This window comes from Sphingobium sp. RAC03 (assembly GCF_001713415.1).
In the GTDB taxonomy this organism is placed as follows: Bacteria; Pseudomonadota; Alphaproteobacteria; order Sphingomonadales; family Sphingomonadaceae; genus Sphingobium.
Genome location: NZ_CP016456.1, coordinates 1,424,812 through 1,449,272 on the forward strand (window position 1 = coordinate 1,424,812; position 24,461 = coordinate 1,449,272).

21 protein-coding genes are annotated in these 24,461 nt (G+C 64.6%); 10 read left to right on the plus strand and 11 right to left on the minus strand.

Annotation, left to right across the window (positions count from 1 at the left end):
- The first annotated feature begins 48 nt into the window (after positions 1–48).
- The 3 genes from BSY17_RS11475 (at position 49) to BSY17_RS11485 (ending at position 4,215) form a co-directional block, all read left to right on the plus strand.
- Positions 49–1,368 (plus strand): cystathionine gamma-synthase family protein, encoded by a 1,320-nt coding sequence (locus tag BSY17_RS11475; RefSeq protein WP_069066922.1) that lies wholly within the window; start codon positions 49–51, stop codon positions 1,366–1,368.
- 4 nt (positions 1,369–1,372) lie between these two features.
- Complete coding sequence (locus tag BSY17_RS11480) at positions 1,373–2,302, plus strand: 2-hydroxyacid dehydrogenase (protein ID WP_069065600.1); 930 nt, start codon at positions 1,373–1,375, stop codon at positions 2,300–2,302.
- Between the two features lie 113 nt (positions 2,303–2,415).
- Positions 2,416–4,215 carry an AsmA family protein gene (locus BSY17_RS11485; protein WP_237236558.1) on the plus strand — a complete coding sequence of 600 codons (1,800 nt, stop codon included), beginning with the start codon at positions 2,416–2,418 and terminating at the stop codon, positions 4,213–4,215.
- Positions 4,216–4,276: 61 nt separating this feature from the next.
- Here BSY17_RS11485 and BSY17_RS11490 read toward each other — a convergent pair whose 3' ends face one another.
- Positions 4,277–4,951: an HAD family hydrolase gene (locus BSY17_RS11490; protein ID WP_037473352.1), complete on the minus strand. Its 675-nt coding sequence runs from the start codon at positions 4,949–4,951 to the stop codon at positions 4,277–4,279.
- 98 nt (positions 4,952–5,049) lie between these two features.
- Here BSY17_RS11490 and BSY17_RS11495 point away from each other — a divergent pair, with 98 nt between their 5' ends.
- From BSY17_RS11495 to BSY17_RS11510, 4 genes are read left to right on the plus strand one after another with little or no spacing between them, the layout of a single operon-like run.
- A complete protein-coding gene (locus tag BSY17_RS11495; RefSeq protein ID WP_069065602.1) occupies positions 5,050–6,159 on the plus strand; it encodes an MlaE family lipid ABC transporter permease subunit in 1,110 nt (369 codons plus the stop codon).
- Complete coding sequence (locus BSY17_RS11500; protein ID WP_069065603.1) at positions 6,159–7,031, plus strand: ABC transporter ATP-binding protein; 873 nt, start codon at positions 6,159–6,161, stop codon at positions 7,029–7,031. Before BSY17_RS11495 ends, BSY17_RS11500 begins: the two co-directional genes overlap by 1 nt.
- A gap of 3 nt (positions 7,032–7,034) precedes the next feature.
- Positions 7,035–7,997 (plus strand): MlaD family protein, encoded by a 963-nt coding sequence (locus BSY17_RS11505; RefSeq protein WP_037473348.1) that lies wholly within the window; start codon positions 7,035–7,037, stop codon positions 7,995–7,997.
- A gap of 17 nt (positions 7,998–8,014) precedes the next feature.
- Entirely contained in the window at positions 8,015–8,626 is a 612-nt protein-coding gene (locus tag BSY17_RS11510; RefSeq protein ID WP_069066923.1) for an ABC-type transport auxiliary lipoprotein family protein, read from the plus strand.
- Between the two features lie 41 nt (positions 8,627–8,667).
- Here BSY17_RS11510 and pepN read toward each other — a convergent pair whose 3' ends face one another.
- From pepN to BSY17_RS11545, 7 genes are all read right to left on the minus strand, one after another.
- On the minus strand, positions 8,668–11,265 hold the full coding sequence (gene pepN / locus BSY17_RS11515; RefSeq protein WP_069065604.1) for an aminopeptidase N: 2,598 nt from the start codon (positions 11,263–11,265) through the stop codon (positions 8,668–8,670).
- Positions 11,266–11,333: 68 nt separating this feature from the next.
- The gene (locus BSY17_RS11520; RefSeq protein ID WP_069065605.1) at positions 11,334–12,254 is read right to left on the minus strand and encodes a ParB/RepB/Spo0J family partition protein; all 921 of its coding nucleotides are present in this window, start codon (positions 12,252–12,254) and stop codon (positions 11,334–11,336) included.
- Positions 12,251–13,033: a ParA family protein gene (locus tag BSY17_RS11525; protein ID WP_069065606.1), complete on the minus strand. Its 783-nt coding sequence runs from the start codon at positions 13,031–13,033 to the stop codon at positions 12,251–12,253. Before BSY17_RS11525 ends, BSY17_RS11520 begins: the two co-directional genes overlap by 4 nt.
- Complete coding sequence (rsmG, locus tag BSY17_RS11530) at positions 13,030–13,674, minus strand: 16S rRNA (guanine(527)-N(7))-methyltransferase RsmG (RefSeq protein WP_069065607.1); 645 nt, start codon at positions 13,672–13,674, stop codon at positions 13,030–13,032. Before rsmG ends, BSY17_RS11525 begins: the two co-directional genes overlap by 4 nt.
- Positions 13,671–15,521, minus strand: a complete 1,851-nt coding sequence (mnmG, locus tag BSY17_RS11535) for a tRNA uridine-5-carboxymethylaminomethyl(34) synthesis enzyme MnmG (protein WP_069065608.1) — start codon at positions 15,519–15,521, stop codon at positions 13,671–13,673. Before mnmG ends, rsmG begins: the two co-directional genes overlap by 4 nt.
- 60 nt (positions 15,522–15,581) lie before the next feature.
- Entirely contained in the window at positions 15,582–16,859 is a 1,278-nt protein-coding gene (gene mnmE / locus BSY17_RS11540; protein WP_069065609.1) for a tRNA uridine-5-carboxymethylaminomethyl(34) synthesis GTPase MnmE, read from the minus strand.
- 15 nt (positions 16,860–16,874) lie between these two features.
- Positions 16,875–17,126, minus strand: a complete 252-nt coding sequence (locus tag BSY17_RS11545) for a DUF6489 family protein (RefSeq protein WP_037472701.1) — start codon at positions 17,124–17,126, stop codon at positions 16,875–16,877.
- A gap of 161 nt (positions 17,127–17,287) precedes the next feature.
- Between BSY17_RS11545 and BSY17_RS11550 the strand changes: the two genes are divergently transcribed.
- Both BSY17_RS11550 and BSY17_RS11555 read left to right on the plus strand, forming a co-directional pair.
- A complete protein-coding gene (locus BSY17_RS11550) occupies positions 17,288–17,989 on the plus strand; it encodes a dienelactone hydrolase family protein (RefSeq protein ID WP_069066924.1) in 702 nt (233 codons plus the stop codon).
- Entirely contained in the window at positions 17,989–18,957 is a 969-nt protein-coding gene (locus BSY17_RS11555; protein WP_237236525.1) for a quinone oxidoreductase family protein, read from the plus strand. The genes BSY17_RS11550 and BSY17_RS11555 overlap by 1 nt, the downstream gene beginning before the upstream one ends.
- A gap of 80 nt (positions 18,958–19,037) precedes the next feature.
- Here the strand turns inward: BSY17_RS11555 and BSY17_RS11560 are convergent, their stop codons facing one another.
- Complete coding sequence (locus tag BSY17_RS11560) at positions 19,038–19,715, minus strand: TerC family protein (protein ID WP_043151875.1); 678 nt, start codon at positions 19,713–19,715, stop codon at positions 19,038–19,040.
- A 24-nt stretch (positions 19,716–19,739) separates the two neighbouring features.
- A complete protein-coding gene (rho, locus tag BSY17_RS11565; protein ID WP_037478949.1) occupies positions 19,740–20,996 on the minus strand; it encodes a transcription termination factor Rho in 1,257 nt (418 codons plus the stop codon).
- Between the two features lie 268 nt (positions 20,997–21,264).
- Between rho and BSY17_RS11570 the strand changes: the two genes are divergently transcribed.
- A complete protein-coding gene (locus BSY17_RS11570) occupies positions 21,265–22,251 on the plus strand; it encodes a retroviral-like aspartic protease family protein (protein ID WP_069066926.1) in 987 nt (328 codons plus the stop codon).
- 9 nt (positions 22,252–22,260) lie between these two features.
- Here BSY17_RS11570 and BSY17_RS11575 read toward each other — a convergent pair whose 3' ends face one another.
- Positions 22,261–24,357 (minus strand): transglycosylase domain-containing protein, encoded by a 2,097-nt coding sequence (locus BSY17_RS11575; protein WP_069065610.1) that lies wholly within the window; start codon positions 24,355–24,357, stop codon positions 22,261–22,263.
- Positions 24,358–24,461: the final 104 nt, after the last annotated feature.

Below are 24,461 nucleotides of genomic sequence, written 5' to 3' on the forward strand. Positions count from 1 at the left end.
CATCAAGAGCGGCGCAGCAGATGCCGCATCATGCAGGAGATCAACGATATGTCTGGCGAAAGTGAAGCAGATCTGACGGGTGTCGAGTCCAACCGCCGCCGTCCCAAGCCGCCGATCATGGAGATTGACGGGCGCAAGCTGAAGCCCGCGACGCTGATGATGGGGCATGGCTATGACCCGACCCTGTCCGAAGGATCGTTGAAGCCGCCAATCTTCCTGACCTCAACCTTCGCGTTCGAGAGCGCGGCGGCGGGCAAGCGGCATTTCGAGGGGGTGACGGGCATCAGACCGGGCGGATCGGAAGGCCTCGTTTATTCGCGCTTCAACGGTCCTAATCAGGAGATTGCCGAGGATCGGCTGTCAGTATGGGAAGAGGCCGAGGATGCGTTGCTCTTTTCCAGCGGCATGTCGGCGATCGCCACCACCTTGCTGGCGATGGTGCAGCCGGGTGACGTGATCGTCCATAGCGCGCCGCTCTATGCCGCGACCGAATCGTTGATCGGGCGGATATTGGGCAAGTTCGGGGTGCAGTGGCTCGATTTTCCCGCTGGCGCGAGCGCTGACGAGATTGGCGCGGTGATCGAGAAGGCCAAGGGGCTGGGTCGCGTGGCGCTACTATATCTCGAAAGCCCGGCCAATCCGACCAACGTGCTGGTCGATATCGAAGCAGTGGTTGCGCGGCGCGACTTGGCCTTTGCGGGCGAAGACTATGTCCCGCCGATCGCGATCGACAATACATTTTTGGGACCGTTATGGCTCAAGCCGCTGGCCCATGGCGCGGATCTGGTGATCTATAGCCTGACCAAATATGCAGGCGGGCATAGCGATCTGGTCGCGGGCGGGGTGCTGGGGTCCAGCGCGCTGATCACCACGATCCGGTTGATGCGCAATACGATCGGCACGATTTTGGACCCGCATTCGGCCTGGATGCTGATGCGCAGCCTGGAGACGCTGGAATTGCGGATGAGCCGGGCGGGCGAAAATGCGGCGAAGGTATGCGCCTGGCTGCGCGAGCAACCGCAGGTGGAGAAGATTGTCTATCTCGGCTTCCCCGAAACCGAACGGCAGCGCGACATTTATGAGCGGCATTGCACCGGGGCGGGATCGACCTTCTCGCTCTATCTGAAGGGTGGCGAGGCGGAGGCGTTTGCCTTTCTCGATGCGCTCAAGATCGCAAAGCTGGCGGTCAGCCTGGGCGGGACGGAGACGCTGGCCAGCCATCCCGCCGCGATGACGCATTTGTCGGTGCCGGCCGCGCGCAAGGCGGCGTTGGGGATCGGCGACAATATGGTGCGCATCTCGATCGGCTGCGAGGATGCCGACGATCTGATCGCGGACTTTGCGCAAGCGCTGCGGGCGATCGGGTAAGGCCATGACGCGACCGGTTCTTTTGGTGGGGCAGCCTTTGCTGGCCCCGGTCGTGCCGCTGCTGGCGCAGGATTATGACGTCATGGCGCTGTGGGAAGAACCCGATGCCGCGGCGCTGGCGCGGGTGGATGCCGTGATCTGGGCGGGTGAGTTCGTGCTGGAGCGGGCGCTGATCGACGCGATGCCGCGCCTGTCGCTGATCGCCTGCTTCACCGTGGGCTATGATGGCGTGGACCTGGCGCTGGCGCGGGAGCGCGGCATTGCAGTGACTCATGCCGGTGACGCCAATGCGCAGGATGTGGCCGACCATGCGATCGGCCTGATGATCGCGCATCGACGCTGGATCGTAGGCGGCGACCGGCATGTGCGGGCAGGCAAATGGACGATGGCGGCCAAGACGCGGACCCGGTCGATGGGCGGGGCGAAGCTCGGTATCGTCGGCATGGGGTCGATCGGTGTTGCGGTGGCGGAACGGGCGCAGGCGATGCGGATGCAGGTCCGTTGGTGGGGACCGCGCGAGAAGCCTGCCTTCCCCTGGCCGTGCGCCGCCAGTCTGGACGCGCTGGCGCGGGAGAGCGACATATTGTTGGTCGCGGCGCGGGCGGATGAGAGCAATCGCGGCATGATTTCGGCCGATATCCTGGATGCGCTGGGGCCGGAGGGATTGCTGGTCAATGTCGCGCGGGGGCAGTTGGTGGATGAGGCGGCGCTGATCGCGGCGCTCATATCCGGGCGGCTGGGCGGTGCGGCGATCGATGTCTATGATCCCGAACCGACCGACCCCAAGCGCTGGGTCGATGTGCCCAATGTCGTGCTGACCCCGCATACCGGCGGGGCGACGCATGAGGCGGTAGCGCATATGGCGCAGATGCTGCTCGCCAATCTGACGGCGCATTTCGCAGGCGGGCCGCTGATCTCGCCGGTGCGCGGCTGAACCCTAAGACGAGTTGTGCGTTGAGCGCGACACAATGATGGGGGACTTTGGGGGTGTCGGTGAACGCAAAGCGGGGAGCGCGATGGGCCATAGGCATTGGGGCCGGATTGGCCGTGCTGCTGGTCGTTGCAGCCCTGCTGCTGGCGGCCTTCCCCTGGGGGATGTTCAAGGACCGGATCGAGGCACGATTGTCGGCGCGGATCGGCAAGCCGGTCACGATCGCCACGATGACACGCGAGGACAGCCTGTCCTTTCATCCTGTCGTCCGCCTGACCGACATGCGCGTGCCCCAGCCCGATTGGGCCAAGGGCGATGGCGATCTTGCTCGGATCGGCGAGGCGCGGGTCGGCTTTTCGGCGTTGGCGCTGCTGACCGGCGGGCCGGTGGTCGAGACGCTGGACCTGCGCCGCGCGCGCCTGAACTTCTATCGCGCGGCCGATGGACGCGAAAGTTGGAGCGGCGAGCGCAGCGGTGGCGATGAGCGCAAGGGCCGACGCCCGGCGCTCCGCAGCCTGACCGTCAGCGACAGCCGCATTGCCTATCGCGACGACAAGCGCGGGCGGTCGGTGGACGCGGCGCTGGCCGTCGACGGCAAGGGGCTGCGCCTGTCCGGCAAGGGCGATGTGCGCGGCTATCCCGTCACGGTCACCGCCAGCGGCGCGCCGATACTGGGTCATAAACCAGGGACGCGCTGGCCATTTCGCGCAGAAATTGCGGGCGATGCGGTGGGCATGACGTTCGATGGCACGATGGACGGGCCGCTCGACATCGGCCATTTGCGCGGCAAGGTGACGGGCCATGCGATCGACCTGCGGGTATTGGACGCGATCATCGAGGCGGGGCTGCCGGGCACCCAGCCCGTGCGACTGACGGCGCAGGTTGTGCGCGAGCGGCCCGACTGGATCATCGAATCGCTCAAAGGTACGATCGGGCGGTCCGAGATTGCGGGCCATGCCACCGTGCGCAAGCGCGAGGGCCGCACCCGGATCGACGGTGCGATCCGCGCGGCGCAGCTGGATTTCAACGATCTGTCTTCGGACGAAGGCCGCCGCAAGGCATTGGCCAAGCGCGCGCGGCTGGGCGACCGGCTGATCCCCGACACCGCGATCGACCTGCGCAAGATGGCGCGCACCGATGGGCGGCTGGAGATACAGGCCGACCGGCTGTTATGGCCGGGGTCCAGCCCGTTCCGTTCGCTCAAGGGTGTGTTGTCGCTGGAGCGCAGTCGGCTGGTGGTCGAGCCGTTGCGGATGGACCTGACGCGCGGCGTGCTGGGCGGGCGGTTGACGGTGGATCAGCGTGACGGCGGGCCGCGACTCGATCTGGCGCTTGATCTGCGATCGGCGCGATTGCTCGATTTCTTTCCCGAAACGCGGATCGACGGCGGGCTGGTAGGGCGGATCGCGCTCAATGGGCCGGGGCGCACCATCCGCCAGGCGGTGGGGCAATCGTCGGGCACGATCGCGCTGGTCGCACGCGACGGATCGATCCCCGCGCGCACGGCGGCGTTGATGGGGCAGGATGTCGGCAAGGGGCTGACGCTCGACAAAGACAAGATGGCGGTGCTACGCTGCATGGTCGCGCGGTTCGACGTCAAGGGCGGGGTCGCGCGGACCAACCCGGTGCTGATCGACACATCGCGCGCACAGACCCGCGCCTCCGGGACCATCCGCCTGTCGGACGAGGTGTTGGCGCTGACGCTGAGTGGGCAGCCCAAGCATGGGAGCCTGTTGCGGCTGAAAGGCACGGTGCCGATCCGCGGCACGATCAAGGTGCCCGATATTCAGGTGCCCAAGGAAGCGCGATCGGCCAAGGGCATCATTAAGATGATCGGCGATGCGATCGGCGGCGACAAGGTGCCGCGCGCCAGCGATGCGGACTGCGACGGGCTGGCGCGGTCAGCGATGCGTTAGACCGACATATCGGTTCGGTTCGAGTGTTTCTCGACTTTGCTCGAAACGAACGGATGTCTATTTAATTCCAATCGACCCGCGTCCAGCCACGCACCGCCGCCAGTTTGGCGAGCGGCTTGTGCGGGTTGGAAGCGATGGGCACGTCGGCAAATTCCAACATCGGCGCGTCCGACACATGGTCGGAATAGGCGCGGATGTGGGTTTGCGTCCGGTCGATCGCCTGCGCGGCCATCCAGGCCTTGATCATCCGCAACTTGCCGGTGTCGTAGCAATTTTCGCCGGCAATCTTGGCGCGGACATAGCGCAGATCCTGCGAGAGATGGTCGGTCGCAATGACGGCGTCGAAACCCAACCGCCGGGCGATCGGTTCGACATAGAGGCGGTAGGAGGCGGTGGCGAGGACGAGGCGGTAACCATCGGCGCGGTCGCGCGCAATCTGCGCCACCGCATCGGCGCGCAGGTTGGTCGCCAGCACCTTGTCGGCATAGCTTTCGACATGCGGCATCAACCGGGCGCGTTCCACATGGAACCCGATCATCAGCGCTTGGTTGAGTTCCTTGAGACGCTGGCGCGACAGCAGCTTGAGGACATAGGCCAGCATCAGCAGCACGACGCAGGGGAGCAGGATCAGCCGCCACGGGGCCATCGCCCGCGCCACATGGATGAGGAAGCCGGTATAGGTGCCGCTGAACGTCACCGTGCGGTCCATGTCGTAAATCGCCAACCGATGCGTCATGCCGTATCCGAAACTTTTGCCGCTGCCCTTCGTTCGGACTTGCGGATGGGCCGTTTCGGCTTGCCGTGCAACCGATATTGGACCACTAATCCCATCGCATGAATAAAGCCGCTTCACTGGCCGAAGAACAAAGCGACGGCGGCAGCGTGCTGCGGCTGTCCGGTTCGCTGGCGATCGCATCGCTGCATGACCTGCCCGACCGGCTGGATGCCGTGCAGGGTCCGGTCGAGACGATCGACCTGTCCGACGTCGATCATATGGACACGATCGGCGCATGGACGGTGCATCGCACCGCCAAGCGGCTGGGCAGTCAGATCAGCGGCGCGCACCCAGATGCGCAGCGGCTGATCGATACGGTCGGCGCGCTCGACGATCCGGTGTCGATCCACCCAGACAGCGTTCCGGCCCTGCGCCGCGTCGTCGGCCAGATCGGCGAGGCGGTCAGCACCGCCGGGTCGACCATGTTGGGACTGCTGGGCTTTTTCGGTGCGACGCTGGTCGCGGCCTGGAGCCTGATCCGCCATCCCAGCCGCTTCCGCGTCAATGCGGTGGTGCAGCGTTTCGAGGTGGTGGGTGTGTCCGCGCTGGGCATCATCGGCCTGATGAGTTTCCTGATCGGCATCGTCATCGCCCAGCAGGGATCGGTACAGTTGCGCCAGTTCGGCATGGAAATGTTGACCATAAACCTGGTCGGTCGCCTGACCTTCCGGGAACTGGGCGTATTGATGACCGCGATCATGGTCGCGGGCCGCTCCGGCTCAGCCTTTGCCGCGCAATTGGGCACGATGAAGCTGACCGAGGAAATCGACGCGATGCGGACTATCGGCGTATCGCCGATGGAAGCATTGGTCCTGCCCCGCACGTTGGCCGTCATCATCATGATGCCGCTGCTTGGCTTTTATGCGTCGATCCTGTCAGTGCTGGGCGGCGCTTTCCTGTGCGCGATCGCGCTCGACATTCCGCTCATCACCTTTTTCCAGCGGTTGCGCGAAGTCGTGCCGATCACCGACCTGTGGGTCGGGCTGATCAAGGCACCCGTGTTCGGCCTGATCATCGCCATTTCCGGCTGTTTTCAGGGGATGCAGGTCAAGGGCAATGCGGAGGAGGTGGGGCTGCGCACCACCGCCGCCGTCGTCCAGGCAATCTTCCTCGTCATCGTCATCGATGCTTTCTTCGCGGTGTTCTTCACCTGGGTAGGGTGGAACTGATGACCGAAGACGAACAGCGCCAGGCCGAAGAACAGCGGCTCGCCCAAGCGGTCGAACAGTCCGACATCGCCATTTCGGTGCGCGGCATTCGTAATGCCTTTGGCGACCAGGTCATCCATGATGGCCTCGACCTCGACGTGCGCAAGGGAGAGATATTGGGTGTGGTCGGCGGATCGGGCACCGGTAAGTCGGTGCTGATGCGCGCGATCATCGGCCTTCAGACGCCGAACGAGGGCGAAATCCATGTCTTTGGCGAATCGATGGTCGGGCGGCTGGACGATGACGCACTGGCGATCCGCAAGCGGTGGGGCGTGCTGTTTCAAGGCGGCGCGCTGTTTTCGACGCTGACCGTGGCGGAAAATATCGAAGTGCCGATCCGCGAATATTATCCCAATATCGGGGCGCAGTTGCGGGACGAAATTGCGGCCTACAAGATCCGCATGACCGGCCTGCCCACCGAGGCGGGGCCGAAATATCCGTCGGAATTGTCGGGCGGCATGAAGAAGCGCGCTGGCCTGGCCCGCGCGCTGGCGCTGGACCCGGACCTGCTGTTCCTCGATGAGCCGACCGCTGGCCTTGATCCGATCGGCGCGGCGGCGTTCGACGAGCAGACCCGCAAATTGCAGGAGACTTTGGGTCTTACCGTCTTCCTCATCACCCATGATCTCGATACGCTCTATTCGATTTGTGATCGGGTGGCGGTGCTGGCGGATAAGAAGGTGATCGCGGTCGGCACGATCGATGAACTGCTGGCGCTCGACCATCCGTGGATCCAGGAATATTTCAATGGGCCGCGTGGCCGTGCGGCGACGGCGGCAGTATCGCGGGAAAAGAACAAGGCGGCTCAGACCCCGCCGGACGGAAGGCAATAGGATATGGAAACCCGCTCCAACCATGTGCTGGTGGGCACGGTCACGCTGCTGCTGCTGGCGGCGATCATCATCGCGGCCTTCTGGTTCTCCCGCATTTCCGACGGGCAGAACAAGCAATATGATATTTTCTTCAAACAGTCGGTCAGCGGCTTGGCCAAGGGTTCGAGCGTCAACTATGCGGGCGTCCCCTCCGGTCAGGTGGAATCGATCGACCTGTGGAAGCGCGATCCAAGCTTCGTGCGGGTGCGCATTACGGTGAAGGACGGGACGCCGGTGCTGCAGGGCACGACCGCGAGCATTGCGGGCGTCGGCTTTACCGGGGTGAGCGAAGTGGTGCTGGACGGCGCGGTCAAGGGCGCGCCGCCGATCATTTGTCCGGCGGAAAATCCCCAGGCGGTATGCCCCGATGGCGTGCCCGTGATCCCGACCAAGCCGGGGGCACTGGGCGAATTGCTCAACAGCGCGCCGCAATTGCTGGAGCGCTTGTCGACGCTGACCGAGCGACTGACCGAAGTGTTGAGCGACAAGAATCAGCAGTCGATCGCGGGCATATTGGCCAATGTCGAGCGGGTGTCGGGCGCCTTGGCGGATCGTAGCCCGGAGATCGCCGCGACTCTGGCCGAAGCGCGTATCGCAGTGCAGCGCACCGGCGTTGCCGTCGAACAGATCGGCAAGCTGGCCGCGACGACCGACGCGATGCTCAACGAGGAAGGCAAGCCATTGATGGCCGACCTGCGCAAGAGCGTGCAATCGGCGACGCGGAGCATCGACACGCTGGACAAGACCATCGGCGCGGCGCGGCCGGGCGTGGAGGCGTTCAGCACCCAGACCATGCCGGAAGTGAACCAGCTGGTGCGCGACCTGCGCGAAATGTCGCGCGCCTTCCGCGGCGTTGCCGAGAAACTGGACCAGCAGGGCGCGGGTTCGCTGGTCGGATCGCCCAAGCTGCCGGACTATAAGCCATGATGAGAGAGATGCGGACCATGTTCCATGCCAAACCCACCGGCGCCCTTGCGGCGCTGACCGCCGCCGTCCTGCTGTCGGGCTGCGTCTCGATCGGCGGGAAGGTGCCCGAACGGCTGTTGACGCTGGATGCGGTGCAGAAGGTGCCCGCTGGCACGGCGCAGCGTGCTGGCGCTGGGCGCACATTGATCGTGTCCGATCCCGACGCGCCCAAGATGCTGGATACGATACGTATCCCGGTGCAGACCAGTCCGACGTCGGTCGCTTATGTGACCGATGTGCAATGGGCCGACACACCGCGCCATCTGTTCCGGCGCTTGTTGGCCGAGACGATTTCGGCGACGACCGACCGGGTCGTGCTCGATTCGGGGCAGTTTTCGGGTGATGGTGGGCAGCGGCTGTCGGGCGAGTTGATCGCCTTTGGGCTTGATGCGCCGGGGAATAATGCGGTCGTTACCTATGACGCCGTGCTGACCACGCCCAATGGGGTCGCCTTGGCTCGGCAGCGCTTTACCGCCAGCCAGCCGGTGGGTGCGAAGATTACGTCGATGACGGTCGGAACGCCGCTCAACCTGGCAGCGAACAAAGTGGCTGGCGACGTCGCCGCCTGGGTCGCGGCTATGAAGGACTGATGGCTGCCCCGTTCGCGTCGCGCGAACGGGGGCACTCTCCTCTATTCCAGACTTTTACTGGCCTGTTCGGTCACGTCTTTGGACAGGCCGGGCTGCGCCAATATGCGCTCCAGTTCGCCCCGCATCAGCGCGCCGCGCGCTGCGTCGAAGCGCTTCCAGCGGCCAAGCGGGGGCACGAGGCGGGCGGCCGTTTGCGGATTCAACCGGTCCAGCGCGATGATGCAATCCGCCACCAGCCTGTAGCCCTTGCCCGATTTGTGGTGGAACGCCCATTGGTTGCCGGTGAACGCGCCATAAAGTGCGCGGACGCGGTTGGGATTGGCGAGGGTGAAGTCCTTGTGCCGTCCCAGTTCCTCGACCAGATCGACCGTATCGGGATGGACGGCGAAGGCCTGGGTCTGGAACCATTTGTCGAGCGTTAGCGCGTCGGCCCCATAGCGGTTGTAGAAGATATCGAGCGCCGCGACTCGCTCGGCGCTGTCGCCATTGGCGAGGATCGCCAGAGCTGCTTGCCGCTCGGTCATATTATGGGCGTGGTCGAACTGGACGAAGGCGGTTGCGGGGCCGTCCATCGCGCCGGAGGCGACCAGATAGCCAAGCGCGCTGTTGTGTAGCTTGCGCGCGCCCTTAGCGGTGGCGGAGATGGAAAATTCGGCCGCCTTGGTACGGGCGTGAATTGCGCGCCAGTCCGGCTCCAATTCTGCGCCGATCCGCTGTTGCAAGGCTTCACGCGCAGCGTGGATCGCGTCGGGATCAACCTGCGCCATCTGATCGCCGAGATAGGCTTCGCTGGGCAGGCGGATGGCTTCGGCGACGAAGGCGGGATCAAGCAAGGGGTCGGTGATGACCTGACGGAACGCGGCGATCACAGGGCCGTCGTCCATGGGCTGACCGGTGATGCGGCCGACCAATATGTTGACCATCAACTGTTGCATCGCCTCATAGCGGGCGAATGGATCATCATCATGGGCGGACAGGAAGGCGAGATCGTCCTGTCTACGGTTGGTGTCGACGATCACGGGAGCGGAAAAGCCGCGATTGATCGACAGGACCGGCGGGGCGGCGAAATCGGGGAAGGTGAAGCTCTGCTGCGGCTCAGTGAGCATCAGCAGTTCGTCGCCATGATGGGTGCTGGTTGCGGGATCGAACAGGGCGACGCGCAGTGGGATAGCCATCGGCGCTTTGTCGAGCTGGCCCGGCGTTGGAGCAAGCGACTGGTGCAGATGCAGGGTCACCACCTGGGTCACCGGATCATGGTCGAGCGTGGCCCGGACATGCGGGGTTCCGGCCTGTTCATACCAGCGACGGAACTGGGTGAGGTCGATCTCGCCGCCCTCCTCCATCGCTAGGACGAAATCCTCACAGGTGGCGGCTTGGCCGTCATGGCGATCGAAATAGAGATCGGTGCCCGCGCGGAAGCGCTCCGGCCCTAGCATCAGCGCGATCATGCGGATCAGCTCTGCACCCTTGTTGTAGATAGTCGCGGTGTAGAAGTTACTGATTTCCATATAGGATTCAGGCCGCACAGGGTGGGCGAGCGGACCTGAATCCTCCTGAAACTGGGCGGCGCGCAGGATGCGCACATCTTCGATCCGCTTGACCGCATGGCTGCCCATATCCGCCGAGAAATTCTGGTCGCGAAAGACGGTGAAGCCTTCCTTGAGGCTCAATTGGAACCAGTCGCGACAGGTGACGCGATTGCCCGACCAGTTGTGGAAATATTCATGCGCCACCACGCCTTCCACGCCGTCATAATCGATATCCGTCGCCGTTTCAGGATCGGCCAAAATATAGCGCGAATTGAAGATGTTGAGCCCCTTATTCTCCATCGCGCCGAAATTGAAGTCGGCGACGGCGACGATGTTGAACACATCAAGATCATATTCGCGGCCATAGACGCGCTCGTCCCAGGCCATGGAGTTTTTGAGCGCCTGCATGGCATGGCCGGTGCGTGGCAGGTCCGCCTCACGCACCCAGATGCCCAATTGCACTTCCCGGCCGCTCATCGTCACGAAGCTGTCGGCATTGCAGGCCAGGTCGGCAGCGACCAGCGCGAACAGGTAACAGGGCTTGGGGAAGGGATCGACCCAGCGTGCCCAATGCTGTCCGGCGTCACCCTCGCCCTGCTCCACCGGATCGCCGTTGGAGAGCAATATGGGGAAGCGCGCCTTGTCGGCGCGCAGTGTCACATCATAGCGCGACAGGATGTCGGGGCGATCGGGGAAGAAGGTGATGCGGCGAAAGCCCTCCGCCTCGCATTGGGTGCAAAGCAACCCGCCGCTGGCATAGAGGCCCATTAATTTGCTGTTGGCTTCTGGGGCCAGTTCGACCAGCGTTTCGACACTGTGCGCCGAACCGGACAGCGCCACGGACAAAGAGCCGGCTTCCATATGCCATAGGTCGGGCGTGGCGAGTTCGCCGTCGATGCGGACCTCCAGCGGGATCAAGCCATCACCATCGAGCCGCAGGGGCCGATCATGACCGCCGTTGCGCGTGACCATGAGCGTCGCGCGGACGCGGGTGCATGCGGGATCGAGGTCGAAATCCAGCGCGATATCGGGCACCAGCCAGTCGGGCGGGCGATAATCCGCGCGACGAATGACGGAAGGAGAAGCGGGGGAAGCGTGCATGTCGGCCATCCCCCCAAGCTAGGGAGACGGCCGGGAAAAGGCCAGCGGCGCGGCCCGGTTTTTCGCGTCTTGCCCGCTTAAATCCGTTCACCCGACAGGCGTTGGCACAGCATGTCCAACTGATCGAGGGTCGAATAGCGCAGGGTCAGCGTGCCGCCGCCATTGCCTTCGTGCCGGATGTCTACCTTCAGCCCCAATATGTCGGCCAGATGCTGTTCCAGCGAGGCGATGTCCGCGTCCGGTTCGGCGGCGGCACCGGTGCGACGCGCGGCGGGCGTGTCATCGCCGGTCTTCATGCGGCGGACCAATTGTTCGGTATCGCGGACCGACAAACCCTTGTCTTCGACTTGCCGCGCCAGCGTTTCGCAATCGGGCACGCCGATCAGCGCGCGGGCGTGGCCCATGCTGATCTTCTGCTCCATCACCTGCTGCTGCACCGAAGCGGGCAGGTCGAGCAGGCGCATGAGGTTGGCGATGTGGCTGCGCGATTTGCCGACGATGCGGCCCAGGGCGTCCTGCGTATGCTGAAAGTCGCCGATCAGTTTGCGATAGGCTTCGGCCTCTTCGATCGGGTTGAGATCCTCGCGCTGGATATTTTCGATCAGCGCGATTTCGAGCGTTTCCTGCTCGTCAAAATCGCGGACGATGGCGGGGATGCGGTGGAGCTGCGCCCTTTGCGCCGCGCGCCAGCGGCGTTCGCCCGCGACGATCTGAAAACCGCCGCCATGCGGACGGACGATGATCGGTTGAATCACGCCGCGCTTGGCGATGCTGTCGGCGAGCTCCTGCAACGCGCCTTCGTCGAAATGGCGACGCGGCTGTTCGGGATGAGGCTGGATGAGCGACACTTCGATATTCTGCACCGCCTTGCTGGACGGCGAAGCGGCAGGCGCAACCGGCTCTTCGCGCGCGACATCGCCGAGCAGCGCGGACAAGCCGCGCCCCAGGCCGTGCGGCCGCTTCACAACTTTGGGCTTGTCGGTCGTTTCGTCGCTCAAGCGGCAACCTCCTGTCGGGGCAGGCGCGCGATCAATTCGCGCGCGAGCCGCATATAGGCTTCCGATCCGGAACAGCGGAAGTCGTAAATCAAGGCCGGGACGCCATGGCTGGGCGCTTCGGACAGGCGCACATTGCGCGGGATGACGGTAGTGAAGACCAGATCGCCGAGGCAGGCGCGCACATCATCGGCGACCTGATCGGTCAGTCGGTTGCGCCGGTCATACATGGTGAGCGCGACGCCCATGATCGACAAGCCGGGATTGAAGCGTCCGCGAATGCGCTCGACCGTCTGGAGCAGTTGCGACAGCCCTTCGAGCGCGAAAAATTCGCATTGCAGCGGCACGAGCAGGGATTGCGCGGCGACCATTGCGTTGATCGTCAGCAGGCCAAGCGATGGCGGGCAATCGATCAGGCAAATATCCCAGCGCCCCGGAGGCGCTTCGGCCAGCACCCGTTCGAGCCGATGGGTGCGCTGCTCATATTCGATCAGTTCGATCTCGCAGCCCGACAGATCCTGCGTCGCGGGGACGAGGTCGAGCTTGGGCACGCGCGTCGTGACGATCGTGTCCTCCAGCGCGCAATTGCCGACGAGCAGGTCATAGCTCGACCGCGCCCGTTCGGACTGGCCGACGCCGAGGCCGGTGGAGGCATTGCCCTGCGGATCGAGATCGAGCAGCAGCACGCGCAGGCCGGTGGCGGCGAGACCGGTGGCGAGGTTGATCGCCGTCGTGGTCTTACCCACGCCGCCCTTCTGATTGGCGATAGCGATACAGATCATGCGCGACCTTTCCTTCTGGCGACGGGTTTGACCGCGTGCGCGACGATGATGGCGCTATCGGCGTCCGTCACGCTCGGTTCCACGTGAAACACACCCTGCCATGATGGGCGCGTCGCCTCCAGTTCATTCTGCGCATTTCGTCCCTTAGGCAGCACCCATAGCGTATTTTTGTCGGAAAGATGCGCGGCGGATTCGAGCAGGCGCGGGAGTGGTGCATAAGCGCGCGCGCTGATGACGGCGGCGGCGCAAGGCGGCACCATCTCGACCCGGCCGCCGAAGACCGTGGCGTTGGGCAGGTCCAATGCGGCGATGGCTTCGTTCAGAAAATCGATGCGCTTGCGCCGGGATTCGACCATCAACATGGGTCGGTCGGACAGGCAGGCGACGACGATACCCGGCAAGCCGGCACCCGATCCGAGGTCGATCCATGCACCCTCCCCCGCCATTTGGGCGTGGGTGAGAAGTTGGGCGGAATCAACGATATGCCGTGCCCAGACATGGGGGCGGGTCGATTCGGCGATGAGATTCTGTTCGTCCATCGCTTCCAACAGGATGGCAACGAAGCGTTCCAGACGCGCCATTGTTTCACGTGAAACATCGAATTGGGTGGTCAGCCAGGCGCGGGCTTCATCCTCGGTCATGCGGCGACCTTGCGGACATGGACCAGGATGGCGGCGAGGGCCGCAGGGGTTACGCCGCGGATGCGGCCTGCTGCGGCCAGCGTATCGGGGCGCGCCGCATCGAGCCGTTCGATCATCTCGGTGGACAGGCCGCCGATGCTGGCGAAGTCGAAATCGGCGGGGATGAAGACACGCTCGTTGCGGCGCAGGTCGGCGATCTCTACATCCTGGCGGTGGAGATAGGGGGCGTAATGGGCATCCTCCAATATCTCCGCGCGCAGGTCGGCGGGTGCCGCGGCGAGGCGGGGGGCGAGCGACAGGATCAAGGCTCGATCGACTTCGGGGAAGCGCGCCCATTCGAACAGGCTGCGACGTATGCCATCCTTCCGCACCGACGCGCCCACGCGAGCCATGGTGGTGGCACCGATGGGTTGCGTGAGTTCGGCCTCTATCTCGGCGCGCAGGGTATCGCGTTCGGCCAAACGCGCACGGCGGACGGGACCGATGATGCCGTGCGTGATGCCGATCGCGCCAAGCCGCGTTTCCGCATTGTCGGCGCGCAGGCGCAGGCGATATTCGGCGCGCGCGGTCAACATGCGATAGGGTTCGGTCACACCCTGCAAGGTGAGGTCATCGATCATCACGCCGATATAGCTGCTGGCGCGGTCGAGGATCATGGCCGCTTCGCCGCGTGCGCGGGCGGCGGCGTTGACGCCGGCGATCAGCCCTTGGGCGGCCGCCTCCTCATAACCGGTCGTGCCGTTTATCTGCCCGGCGCAAAACAGGCCGGGGATGGCGCGGACTTCCAATGTGGCGTCGAGCGCGCGCGGATCGATATGGTCATATTCGACGGCGTAGCCGGGCACGACGATGTCGGCCTGCTCCAGGCCGGCCATTGACCGGATCATAGCGACCTGAACATCGGTGGGCAGCGAGGTGCTGATGCCATTGGGATAGACGAGCGGATCGTCCAGCCCTTCGGGTTCCAGAAAAATCTGATGCCCGTCGCGGTCTCCGAAGCGCTGAATCTTATCTTCGATCGAGGGGCAGTAGCGCGGTCCGCGCCCTTCGATCGCACCGCTGAACAAGGGCGATCGGCCGAGGCCATCGCGGATGATCTGATGGGTGCGCGCATTGGTGCGGGTAATGGCGCAGGCGAGTTGGGGCAGCGGGCGACCGTTGGACAAAGGCGACATGGTCCAGCCGTCACTGTCCGATGGCTGTGCTTCCAACTGCGCCCAATCGATCGTGCGGCCATCGATGCGGGGTGGCGTGCCGGTCTTGAGGCGACCGAGGGGAAGAGCGAGATCGCGCAACTGGACGCCCAGGCTGGTCGCGGCCCGCTCGCCGACGCGACCGCCGGTTTCGCGTTCATCGCCGCGGAACAGCTTGCCACCGAGGAAGGTGCCGGTCGCCAGCACCACTGACGCGGCCTCCAGCACGCGCCCATCGGCGAGGGACAGGCCGGCGATCGCACCATCTTGCAGAAGCAGTGCAGCCGCCTCGCCCTCTACGATTGTCAGACCTCCTTGCGCATCAAGCATCTGGTGAATGGCGGCGCGATAGCGTTTGCGGTCGGCCTGGACGCGCGGCCCCTGGACGGCTGCGCCCTTGCTGCTGTTGAGCATCCGATAATGGATCGCGGCCTGGTCTGCGGCGCGGCCGATCAGCCCATCGAGGGCATCGACTTCGCGCACGAGATGGCCCTTGCCCAATCCGCCGATCGCCGGGTTACAGGACATGGCGCCAACGGTGGCACGGTCGAACGTCAACAGCGCGACGCGCGCGCCTTTGCGCGCAGCGGCCGCCGCCGCTTCGCACCCGGCATGGCCGCCGCCGACCACAATCACATCATAGCGAGTTTGCATGGACGGCCTGTAGCAGATGCAGGCCGTCACGGTCAAAAGCGTTCCACGTGGAACATCGCGCTATTTGCCGATGCAGAAGCCCGAAAAGAGACGGTCGAGCATGTCCTCAGTCCCCGCCTGCCCGGTGAGCGCGTCAATCGCGCGACGCGCCTGCCGCAGCTCTTCGGCGATGACGAGCAAGTCATCGCTGTGCCGTGCGGCGTCGACATGGGCGAGCAATTCACCGACCCGCGCACGCTGGCGGGCGTGAAGGGCATAGTCGCCCTCGCCCGGCAAGAGTTGCGCGGCGCGATCAAGCAGGGTGGTGACTAGGCTGTCCATCCCCTCCCCTGTTTGTGCGGACAATTGCAGGCCCGGCCGGGTCGCATCACGATCGCATTGCGCAGCGATCAACAGCGCATCGGCGCGCGGCAGATCAGCCGCATCGCCCAACCATAGGATGATGTCCGCCGCGTCGAGCGCCGCGCGCGCGCGGTCCATGCCGATCGCCTCGATCGCGTCGCCGGTCCCCTCGTGCAGGCCTGCGGTGTCAGTGAAGAGTAAGGCGGTGCCGCCGATCGCCGCAGGCACTTCGATGCGGTCGCGCGTCGTTCCGGCAATGTCGGACACGATTGCCGCGTCGCGCCCCACCAGCGCATTAAGCAGGGTCGACTTGCCTGCATTGGGTGGACCCGCCAGCACGACGCGGATGCCATCGCGCAACCGCTCGGCCGAGGGCGCAGCAAGGGCGGTGCCGATCTCTTCCCCAAGCGCCGCGATGCCCGTACCGATCCGCCGTTCGATTGCAGCGTCGGGTACATCATCCTCGTCGGAGAAATCGAGCGCCGCTTCGGCCATGGCCGACAGGTCGAGTAATGTACGCCGCCAGCCTTCGACCCGGCGCGAGAAATGCCCTTCAGCCATCATCAGCGCGGCCCGGCGTTGCTGCTGGGTCTCGGCGGCGAGCAAGTCTGACAGGCCCTCGACCGCATTGAGATCCATCCGACCATTGAGAAAGGCGCGGCGGGTGAACTCCCCCGCTTGCGCCCGGCGCAGACCCGGCATTGCGGCCAACGCCGCCTCGACCGCCGCGACGACAGCGCGGCCGCCATGGCAATGGAGTTCGACCAGATCCTCGCCGGTCACCGTGCCGGGGCCGGGCAGCCACAGGATGAGCGCGCGGTCCAACGGTGCGCCATCCTGCGGGTCGGTAAGTAAGGCAAGGCTGGCCTGACGCGGTGGCGGGACGCGCTGGGCGAGACTTTCCAGCGCCGCGCGGGCGCGTGATCCGCTGACCCGCACCACCGCAATCCCTGCGGGCGGCGCGCCGCTGGACAGGGCGAAAATCGTGTCAGTCATCGGGTGGCGACGATCCTATTTCTTGTCGCTTGCCCCGCCCATGCCGGACAGGCCGATATTCATCATTTGCTGGAATAGGCGCACACCCGCATCGCCCATCGGCGAGAAGCTCTTGAACAGGGTTTCCATCTGCTCGACATTGCCGACCCCTTCGAAACTGTCGAGGACGGTGCGGATATATTTGTCGTGGATGGGCGTCACATCGGGCAGGCCGAGAAAGGCGCGCGCCTCGGCTGGGCTGCAATCCACATCGACCGTTACCTTCATAATCCTGGCCCTTCTGGTTCTCTTCTATCGTCTGTTTCCCGTCATGCCGCAAACAGGCGCATGGTGGCAAATTTTTTGCGTCGGTCGATGGTTGCGCGCCTACCGCGATGCGCCAATATGCGGGCGAGCCCCTATGGCCCAACCGCGAAGAGGAATGCGACATGACAGGCTTTACCCCGATCGAGACGCTGGAGGGCGGTGCCCGGTTCGACGCTTATGTGGCACGACCGGAAGGCGACGAGGCCAAGGCGGCGATCATCGTCATCCAGGAGATTTTCGGCGTGAACGAAGGCATCCGCCGCAAATGCGATAATTGGGCAAAGGCAGGCTATGTCGCCTATGCCCCCGACCTGTTCTGGCGCGAGACGCCGCATGTCGAACTGGATGCCGATGTGCCTGAGGAATTTCAGGCCGCGCTTGGCCATATGCAGAAGCTCAATCAGGATCAGGCGATCCGCGACATCGAAGCGACGATCAAGGCCGCGCGTGCGACGGTGGATGGCCGCAAGGTTGGGCTGGTCGGCTATTGCCTTGGCGGGCGGCTGGCGTTCATGGCGGCGTGCCGTACCGATGGCGATGCGTTTGTGTCCTATTATGGCGTCGGGATCGACGGCTTGCTGGGCGAAGCGAAGGCGATCGGAAAGCCCGTCATGCTGCACATTCCGACCGCCGATCATTTCGTCCTGCCGGATGCGCAGAAGGCGATGCATGAGGGGCTGGAGTCGAACCGGCATATTGTCCTGCATGACTATGACGGGCTGGACCATGGGTTCGCCGCCGAGATGGGCAGCCGACGCGACGAGGAAGCGGCTGAGCTGGCCGACCAGCGCACCGCCGATTTCTTCGCCGAGCATCTCGCCTGATGGCCGATGCCTGGCGGATGGTGGCCCGCAGCCATGGCGGGCCGGAGGTCATCGCGCGCGAGGATTTCGATCCGGGCGTGCCGGGTGACGGCGAATTGCTGATCGCGCAGGAGGCGATCGGGCTGAACTTCATCGACACCTATTATCGCACCGGCCTCTACCCTGCCCCCCTCCCTACCCCCTTGGGGTCGGAGGGGGCAGGCCATGTCGTTGCAGTCGGACCGGGCGTGTCGGGCTTTGCCGTCGGTGACAGGGTCGGCTGCGCGCATGGGCTGGGCGCCTATGCCAGCCACCGCATCGTCGCGGCCGAGCGCGCAGTGAAAATCCCCGATGGCGTGTCGAGCGAGGATGCTGCGGCGATGATGCTCAAGGGCATGACCGCCTGTTACCTCGCCGAAGACACGGTCGATCTGGCGGCCAGGCAGGTCGCGTTGGTCCATGCAGCGGCGGGCGGGGTCGGGTCAGTCCTGGTGCCGTGGCTGCGCGACAAGGGTGTGGTCGTTATCGCCCATTGCGGGTCGGCGGAAAAGGCCGCGCTGGTCGATGCCGACCATAGCCTCCATGGTCCGTTCGCCGATCTGGCCGCGGCCGTTCGCGACCTGACCGGCGGCCAAGGCGTCGATGTCGTCTATGACGGTGTCGGCAAGGATAGTTGGGCGGCTTCGCTGGCCAGCCTTAAACGCCGTGGGTTGATGGTGAGCTATGGCAATGCATCGGGTGCGGTGCCGCCGATCAGCCTGCTGGACTTGAGCAAGGGCGGGTCGCTCTATGTCACGCGCCCGACGCTGTTCGACTATGTCGCAACGGCGGAGGCGCTGGCGCATACGGCCGACCGGCTGTTCGACCGGATGCAGCGCGGCGTGGTGCGCGCGGTGATCGGTCAGCGCTTCGCGCTTGCCGATGCACCAGAGGCGCACCGGGCACTGGAGGCACGGCAGACGACCGGCGCGACGATCCTGCTACCCTGATCAGGGCGGACAGCAGACACGAAAAAGGGGGGGCGAAACCATGATGGTTTCGCCCCCCCTTTTTACGTTCGATCAGCGACTTAGCGGAACAGCTGCAGCAACCCGACTTCCTGATCGGTGATCCCGGTATAGATCATCGTGCTGGCCACATAGAGGATGACCAGCAGGCCGACCCAGGCGATCCAGCGATAGCGCTCGATATATTTGGCGATGATGTTGGCAGCGATACCCATCAGGCCGACGGCGATCACCAGCCCGACCATCAGGATGCCCGGATGATCGCGCGCTGCGCCGGCGACAGCCAGCACATTGTCGAGGCTCATCGACACGTCGGCCACGGCGACCGCCCAGGCAGCGGCGGCGAAGCTCTTGGCGGGCTTCATGCCCGAATGTTCGTCGCCTTCGATTTCCGGCGACCCGGCGCTTTCGCCGCCATGGCCGATTTCGCGATACATTTTCCAGGCGACCCAGAACAGCAGGACGCCGCCCGCAAAAACCAGGCCGATCAGCTGCAGCAACTGCGTCACCACCAGCGCAAAGCCGATGCGCAGCACCAGCGCGGCGATGATCCCGATCAGGATCACCTTCTTGCGCTGATCGGCGGGCAGGCCCGCCGCCAGCGCACCGATGACGATCGCATTGTCGCCCGCCAGCACGATGTCGATCAGGATCACCTGGCCAAAAGCCAGCCAGGCCGATCCGCTGCCGGAAAACAGCCCGGCAAAATCCGTGACGATATGGCCCCAAATATCGGTCATGTCCGTCTAGTCCCCTTCACGCCGTCACTGGTTCATCGAATCGAAGAAATTCTCGTTGGTCTTTGAATCCTTCATCTTGTCGAGCAGGAACTCCATCGCGTCGATCGTGCCCATCTGCATCAGGATGCGACGCAGCACCCACATCTTGCTGAGCGTGCCCTTGTCGACCAGCAGCTCTTCCTTGCGGGTGCCGGACTTGCCAACGTCGAGCGCCGGGAAGATGCGCTTGTCGGCGACCTTGCGATCCAGCACGATTTCCGAGTTACCGGTGCCCTTGAATTCTTCGAAGATGACTTCGTCCATGCGGCTGCCAGTGTCGATCAGCGCGGTGGCGATGATGGAGAGCGAGCCGCCCTCCTCGATATTGCGCGCGGCACCGAAGAAGCGCTTGGGCCGCTGGAGCGCATTAGCGTCCACGCCGCCGGTCAGCACTTTGCCCGACGACGGGACGACGGTGTTGTAGGCGCGGCCGAGGCGGGTGATGGAATCGAGCAGGATGACGACATCCTTCTTATGCTCGACCAGGCGCTTGGCCTTTTCGATCACCATTTCGGCGACCTGGACGTGGCGGGTAGCAGGCTCATCGAAGGTGGAGGACACGACCTCGCCCTTCACGCTGCGCTGCATGTCGGTGACTTCCTCCGGGCGCTCATCGATCAGCAGGACGATCAGGAAGACTTCGGGATGATTGTCGGTGATGGCCTTGGCGATATTCTGCAGCATCACCGTCTTGCCGACGCGCGGCGGCGCGACGATCAGCGTGCGCTGGCCCTTGCCCTGGGGCGAGACGATGTCGATGACGCGCGCCGACTTGTCCTTCTGGGTCGGATCGCCCGGATCGAGCGTCAGCTTGGATTCGGGATAGAGCGGCGTCAGATTGTCGAAATTGACGCGATGACGGACCACATCGGGATCGTCGAAATTGACGGTGTTGAGCTTCACCAAAGCGAAATAGCGCTCGCCGTCCTTGGGCGCGCGGATTTCGCCGTCCACCGTGTCGCCGGTGCGCAGGCCGAAGCGACGGACCTGGTTGGGGGACACATAGATATCGTCGGGACCGGCCAGGAAGTTCGCTTCCGGGCTGCGCAGGAAACCGAAGCCATCGGGCAGCACTTCGATCGTGCCTTCGCCCATGATCTGCTCGCCATTTTCCGCCTCAGCCTTGAGGATCGCGAACATCAGATCCTGCTTGCGCAGGGTCGACGCGCCCTCGACGCCCAGTTCCTCAGCAAGCTGCACGAGGTCGGCGGGCGCTGTTTTCTTAAGGTCCTTGAGATGCATTGCGAGTCGGTCCGATGACGAGAGGGAGACAGGCGCCGGAAACGGCGAGAAACAGGCGAGCAGGACGCTGCCAGACGCTTGCCGCGAACAGGCAAGGTCGATCGTGCGCGCATTTAGCGAGGCGCGGCCCGCCAAGTCAAGGCAGGAGTGCGCCGAACGGGTCGGGAAAGCGCGGCGCAGCGGCGATTCGGGGCCAAGGGTGACGCTGGCGCGATGACCGGGATTCATGCTATGGAATGCGCATAAGATAAGCGGAAAGGATGCGGACATGAGACGGCACCGCGCAGGGTTGCGCGCCGTGCGCTTGGCGGGACTGGCGATCGGGCTGGCGACGGCGTGGATGCCACTGGCCGCGCAGGACGTCCCCGCGCTTGACCCCGACATTCCGCCCGCCGTCGTCCGCACCGGCCCCTCGCTCGATGCGCGGGTGACCATCCCCATCCATATCGATGGTAAGGGGCCGTGGAACTTCATCATCGATACCGGGTCGCAGCGCACCGTGATCGCCCGCGACCTGGCGGAGCAGCTGGCCCTGCCCGCGCGGACCAATGTCACCATCATCAGCATGACCGGCCGGTCGGAAGCGACGACGGTCGCGGTGCCGCGGCTGGGCTTTGCGGGCGGCACGATCGACGATATCGAAGCCCCGGTGCTGGAGGGCGAGCATCTGGGCGCGCCGGGCCTGCTGGGGCTGGACAGCCTGCACGCCAAGCGGGTGACGCTGAATTTCCGCAGCGGGCAAATGGCGATCGCCAGCAGCAATGCGCGCCGGAGCGCCAGGGTCGATCCCGATACGATCGTGGTGGAGGCGCGGCGCAAACGCGGTCAGTTGATCCTGCTCGATTCCAACGTCAACGGCATGCGCGTGGCCATCATGCTCGACACCGGCACCAATTTCAGCATCGGCAACATGGCGCTACGTAACAAGCTGATCGCGAAGAAGCGCGCGCCTGAATTGCTCACCGCGTCGCTGACCAGCGTGACCGGCGGTACGCTGACCGGCGAAGTGGGGCGGATCAAGGCAGTGCGGATGGGCCGGGTCAACCTGATCGACGTGCCGGTGCTGTTCGTCGATGCCAGCCCCTTTGCGGAACTGGGCATGGCGGACAAGCCGGCGCTGTTGCTGGGCATCAGCGCGTTGCGACTGTTCGACCGGGTCGCGATCGACTTCGGCCGGGGCAAAGTGGACTTCCTGCTGCCCGATGCAAGCGCGCTCGACAAGACGCAGTTGGCGGCCAACGACGTCCGCCCTTAGGCGCGCGCCTCAAGGATAAGGGTTGGGACGCGGGGGTGGCTGGCGCTGACGATCACGGTCGCGGCCCAGCACATTGTCGATCCATTGCTGGTCGATCTGCTGGGGCGGCTGTTGCCGATCCTCCGGGTCCACCTCAAGCTGTTGCTCGTCACCCTCGTCTTCCATCGCCGGGGGACGGGGGCGTTCGATCGGGAATCCATTCTCATCGACCATCATGCCGCCCTCGGCCTCGCCATCAGGCGCGCCATAATAGGCTTCCTCGTCCGGCTCCAACTGCCATTCGGGCAAGGTGACTTCGGTTTCGAACTGTTCCACGGGGCGTTTGGCGACGGCGACCTTCATATAATCGGCAAAGGCGCGGGCGGGGGCACGACCACCCTGCAGCACGACCACGGCGCGCGCATCGTCGCGGCCCATCCATACGCCGGTGGTGATGCCGCTGGAAAACCCTAAGAACCAGCCATCCTTGTTGCTGCTGGTCGTGCCGGTCTTGCCCGCCACGGGGCGGCCGATCTGCGCCGCCTTGCCAGTGCCGGTGGACACGGCGGTCTGCATCAGGTCGGTCATGCCCGCCGCGACCCAGGGGGCGACCAGCACGCGGCTGGTATCATCCTGATGCTCGTAGAGTAGGCGGCCGTCCGCCGTCGTCACCTTGGTAATGCCATAGGGGGTGACGGCAATGCCCTTGCGCGCGATCGAGGCGAAGGCGCGGGTCATGTCGATCAGGCGGACGTCGGACGTGCCCAGCACCATCGAGGGATGGGTGTTGATCGGCGTCGTCACGCCAAAGCGGCGAGCCATGTCGGCCACGGTCGGGAAGCCGACCTCGACACCCAGCTTCGCCGCGACGGTGTTGATCGAATAGGCGAAGGCGGTGCGGATATCGATATCGCCCGAAAAGCGCCCGGAGCTGTTGCGCGGCTTCCAGCCGTTGATATCGACCGGCTCGTCGGTGACGCCGGTATCAGGGGTATAGCCCGCTTCCAGCGCGGCCATATAGACGAAGATTTTCCACGCAGACCCAGGCTGCCGCGTCGCTGTGGTCGCGCGGTTATAGTTGGACGTCACATAATCGAGGCCGCCGACCAGCGCGCGCACGGCGCCATCGCGGTCCAGGCTGACCAAAGCGCCCTGCGTGCCCGACGGCACATTGGCCTTGATCGCCGCCGTGGCCGCATTCTGCATGCTGAGGTCGATGGTGGTGTAGACTTCCAGCGGTTCGTTGGACTCGTCGATCAGCACATCGAGCTGCGGCAGCGCCCAGTCGGTGAAATAGCGCACGCTGTTCTGCGGCGGTTCGGGCGCGAGCGCGACATTGGCAATGTCGGCCGCCGCCTTGTCCGCCGCACTGATGACGCCATTCTGCACCATCAGGTCCAGCACCACGCCCGCTCGGCCGATCGCGGCTTCCGCATCGGCGGTGGGGGAATAGCTGGATGGCGCCTTGACCAGCCCTGCGACGATCGCCGCTTCGGGCAGGTCGAGCGTGGTGGCGGGATGGCCGAAGAATTTGCGGCTGGCGGCGTCGATGCCATAAGCGCCGCCGCCGAAATAGACTTTGTTCAAATAGAGTTCGAGGATCTGCCGCTTGGAGAATTTGCGCTCCAACGCCAGGGCCAGCACCATCTCGCGGATCTTGCGGCCGAAACTATAGCTGTTGTTGAGGAAAATGTTGCGCGTCACCTGCTGGGTGATGGTCGATGCGCCCTGCAGGCGGCGGCCGGTGCCGCGATTTTCGACCGCGACCCAGGCCGCGCGCGCCATGCCGACCGGATCCACGCCGGGATGATGATAGAAGCGCTTGTCTTCGGTCGACACCATCGCGTCGATCATCACTTGCGGGATCTGGTCATAGTCGAGCCAGCGGCCAAAGCTCGGCCCCAACGACACGATCACGCTGCCATCAGCGGCATGGACGCGGATCATCTGGCCATTAGGGGAGGATTTGAGGCTGCCATAATCGGGCAGCGATTGGAGCGCGATAACCACCGCGATCACGATCGCCAGCAGGCCCGCCACCGCCGCCGCCACGCCGATCTTCACCGTGCGCAACGCCCATGTCTTCGCGCGGCTGGGCGCGCCCTTGCTCTTGCCTGATCCTGCCATCTGTGCCGCCCCGGATACGCGCTAATCCCGGCCCCGGCCAGCGTGATTTAGACGCTTTGCCGGGAAAATTGCCGTGATCGTCTCCATGACGATAGCCGCTTTAC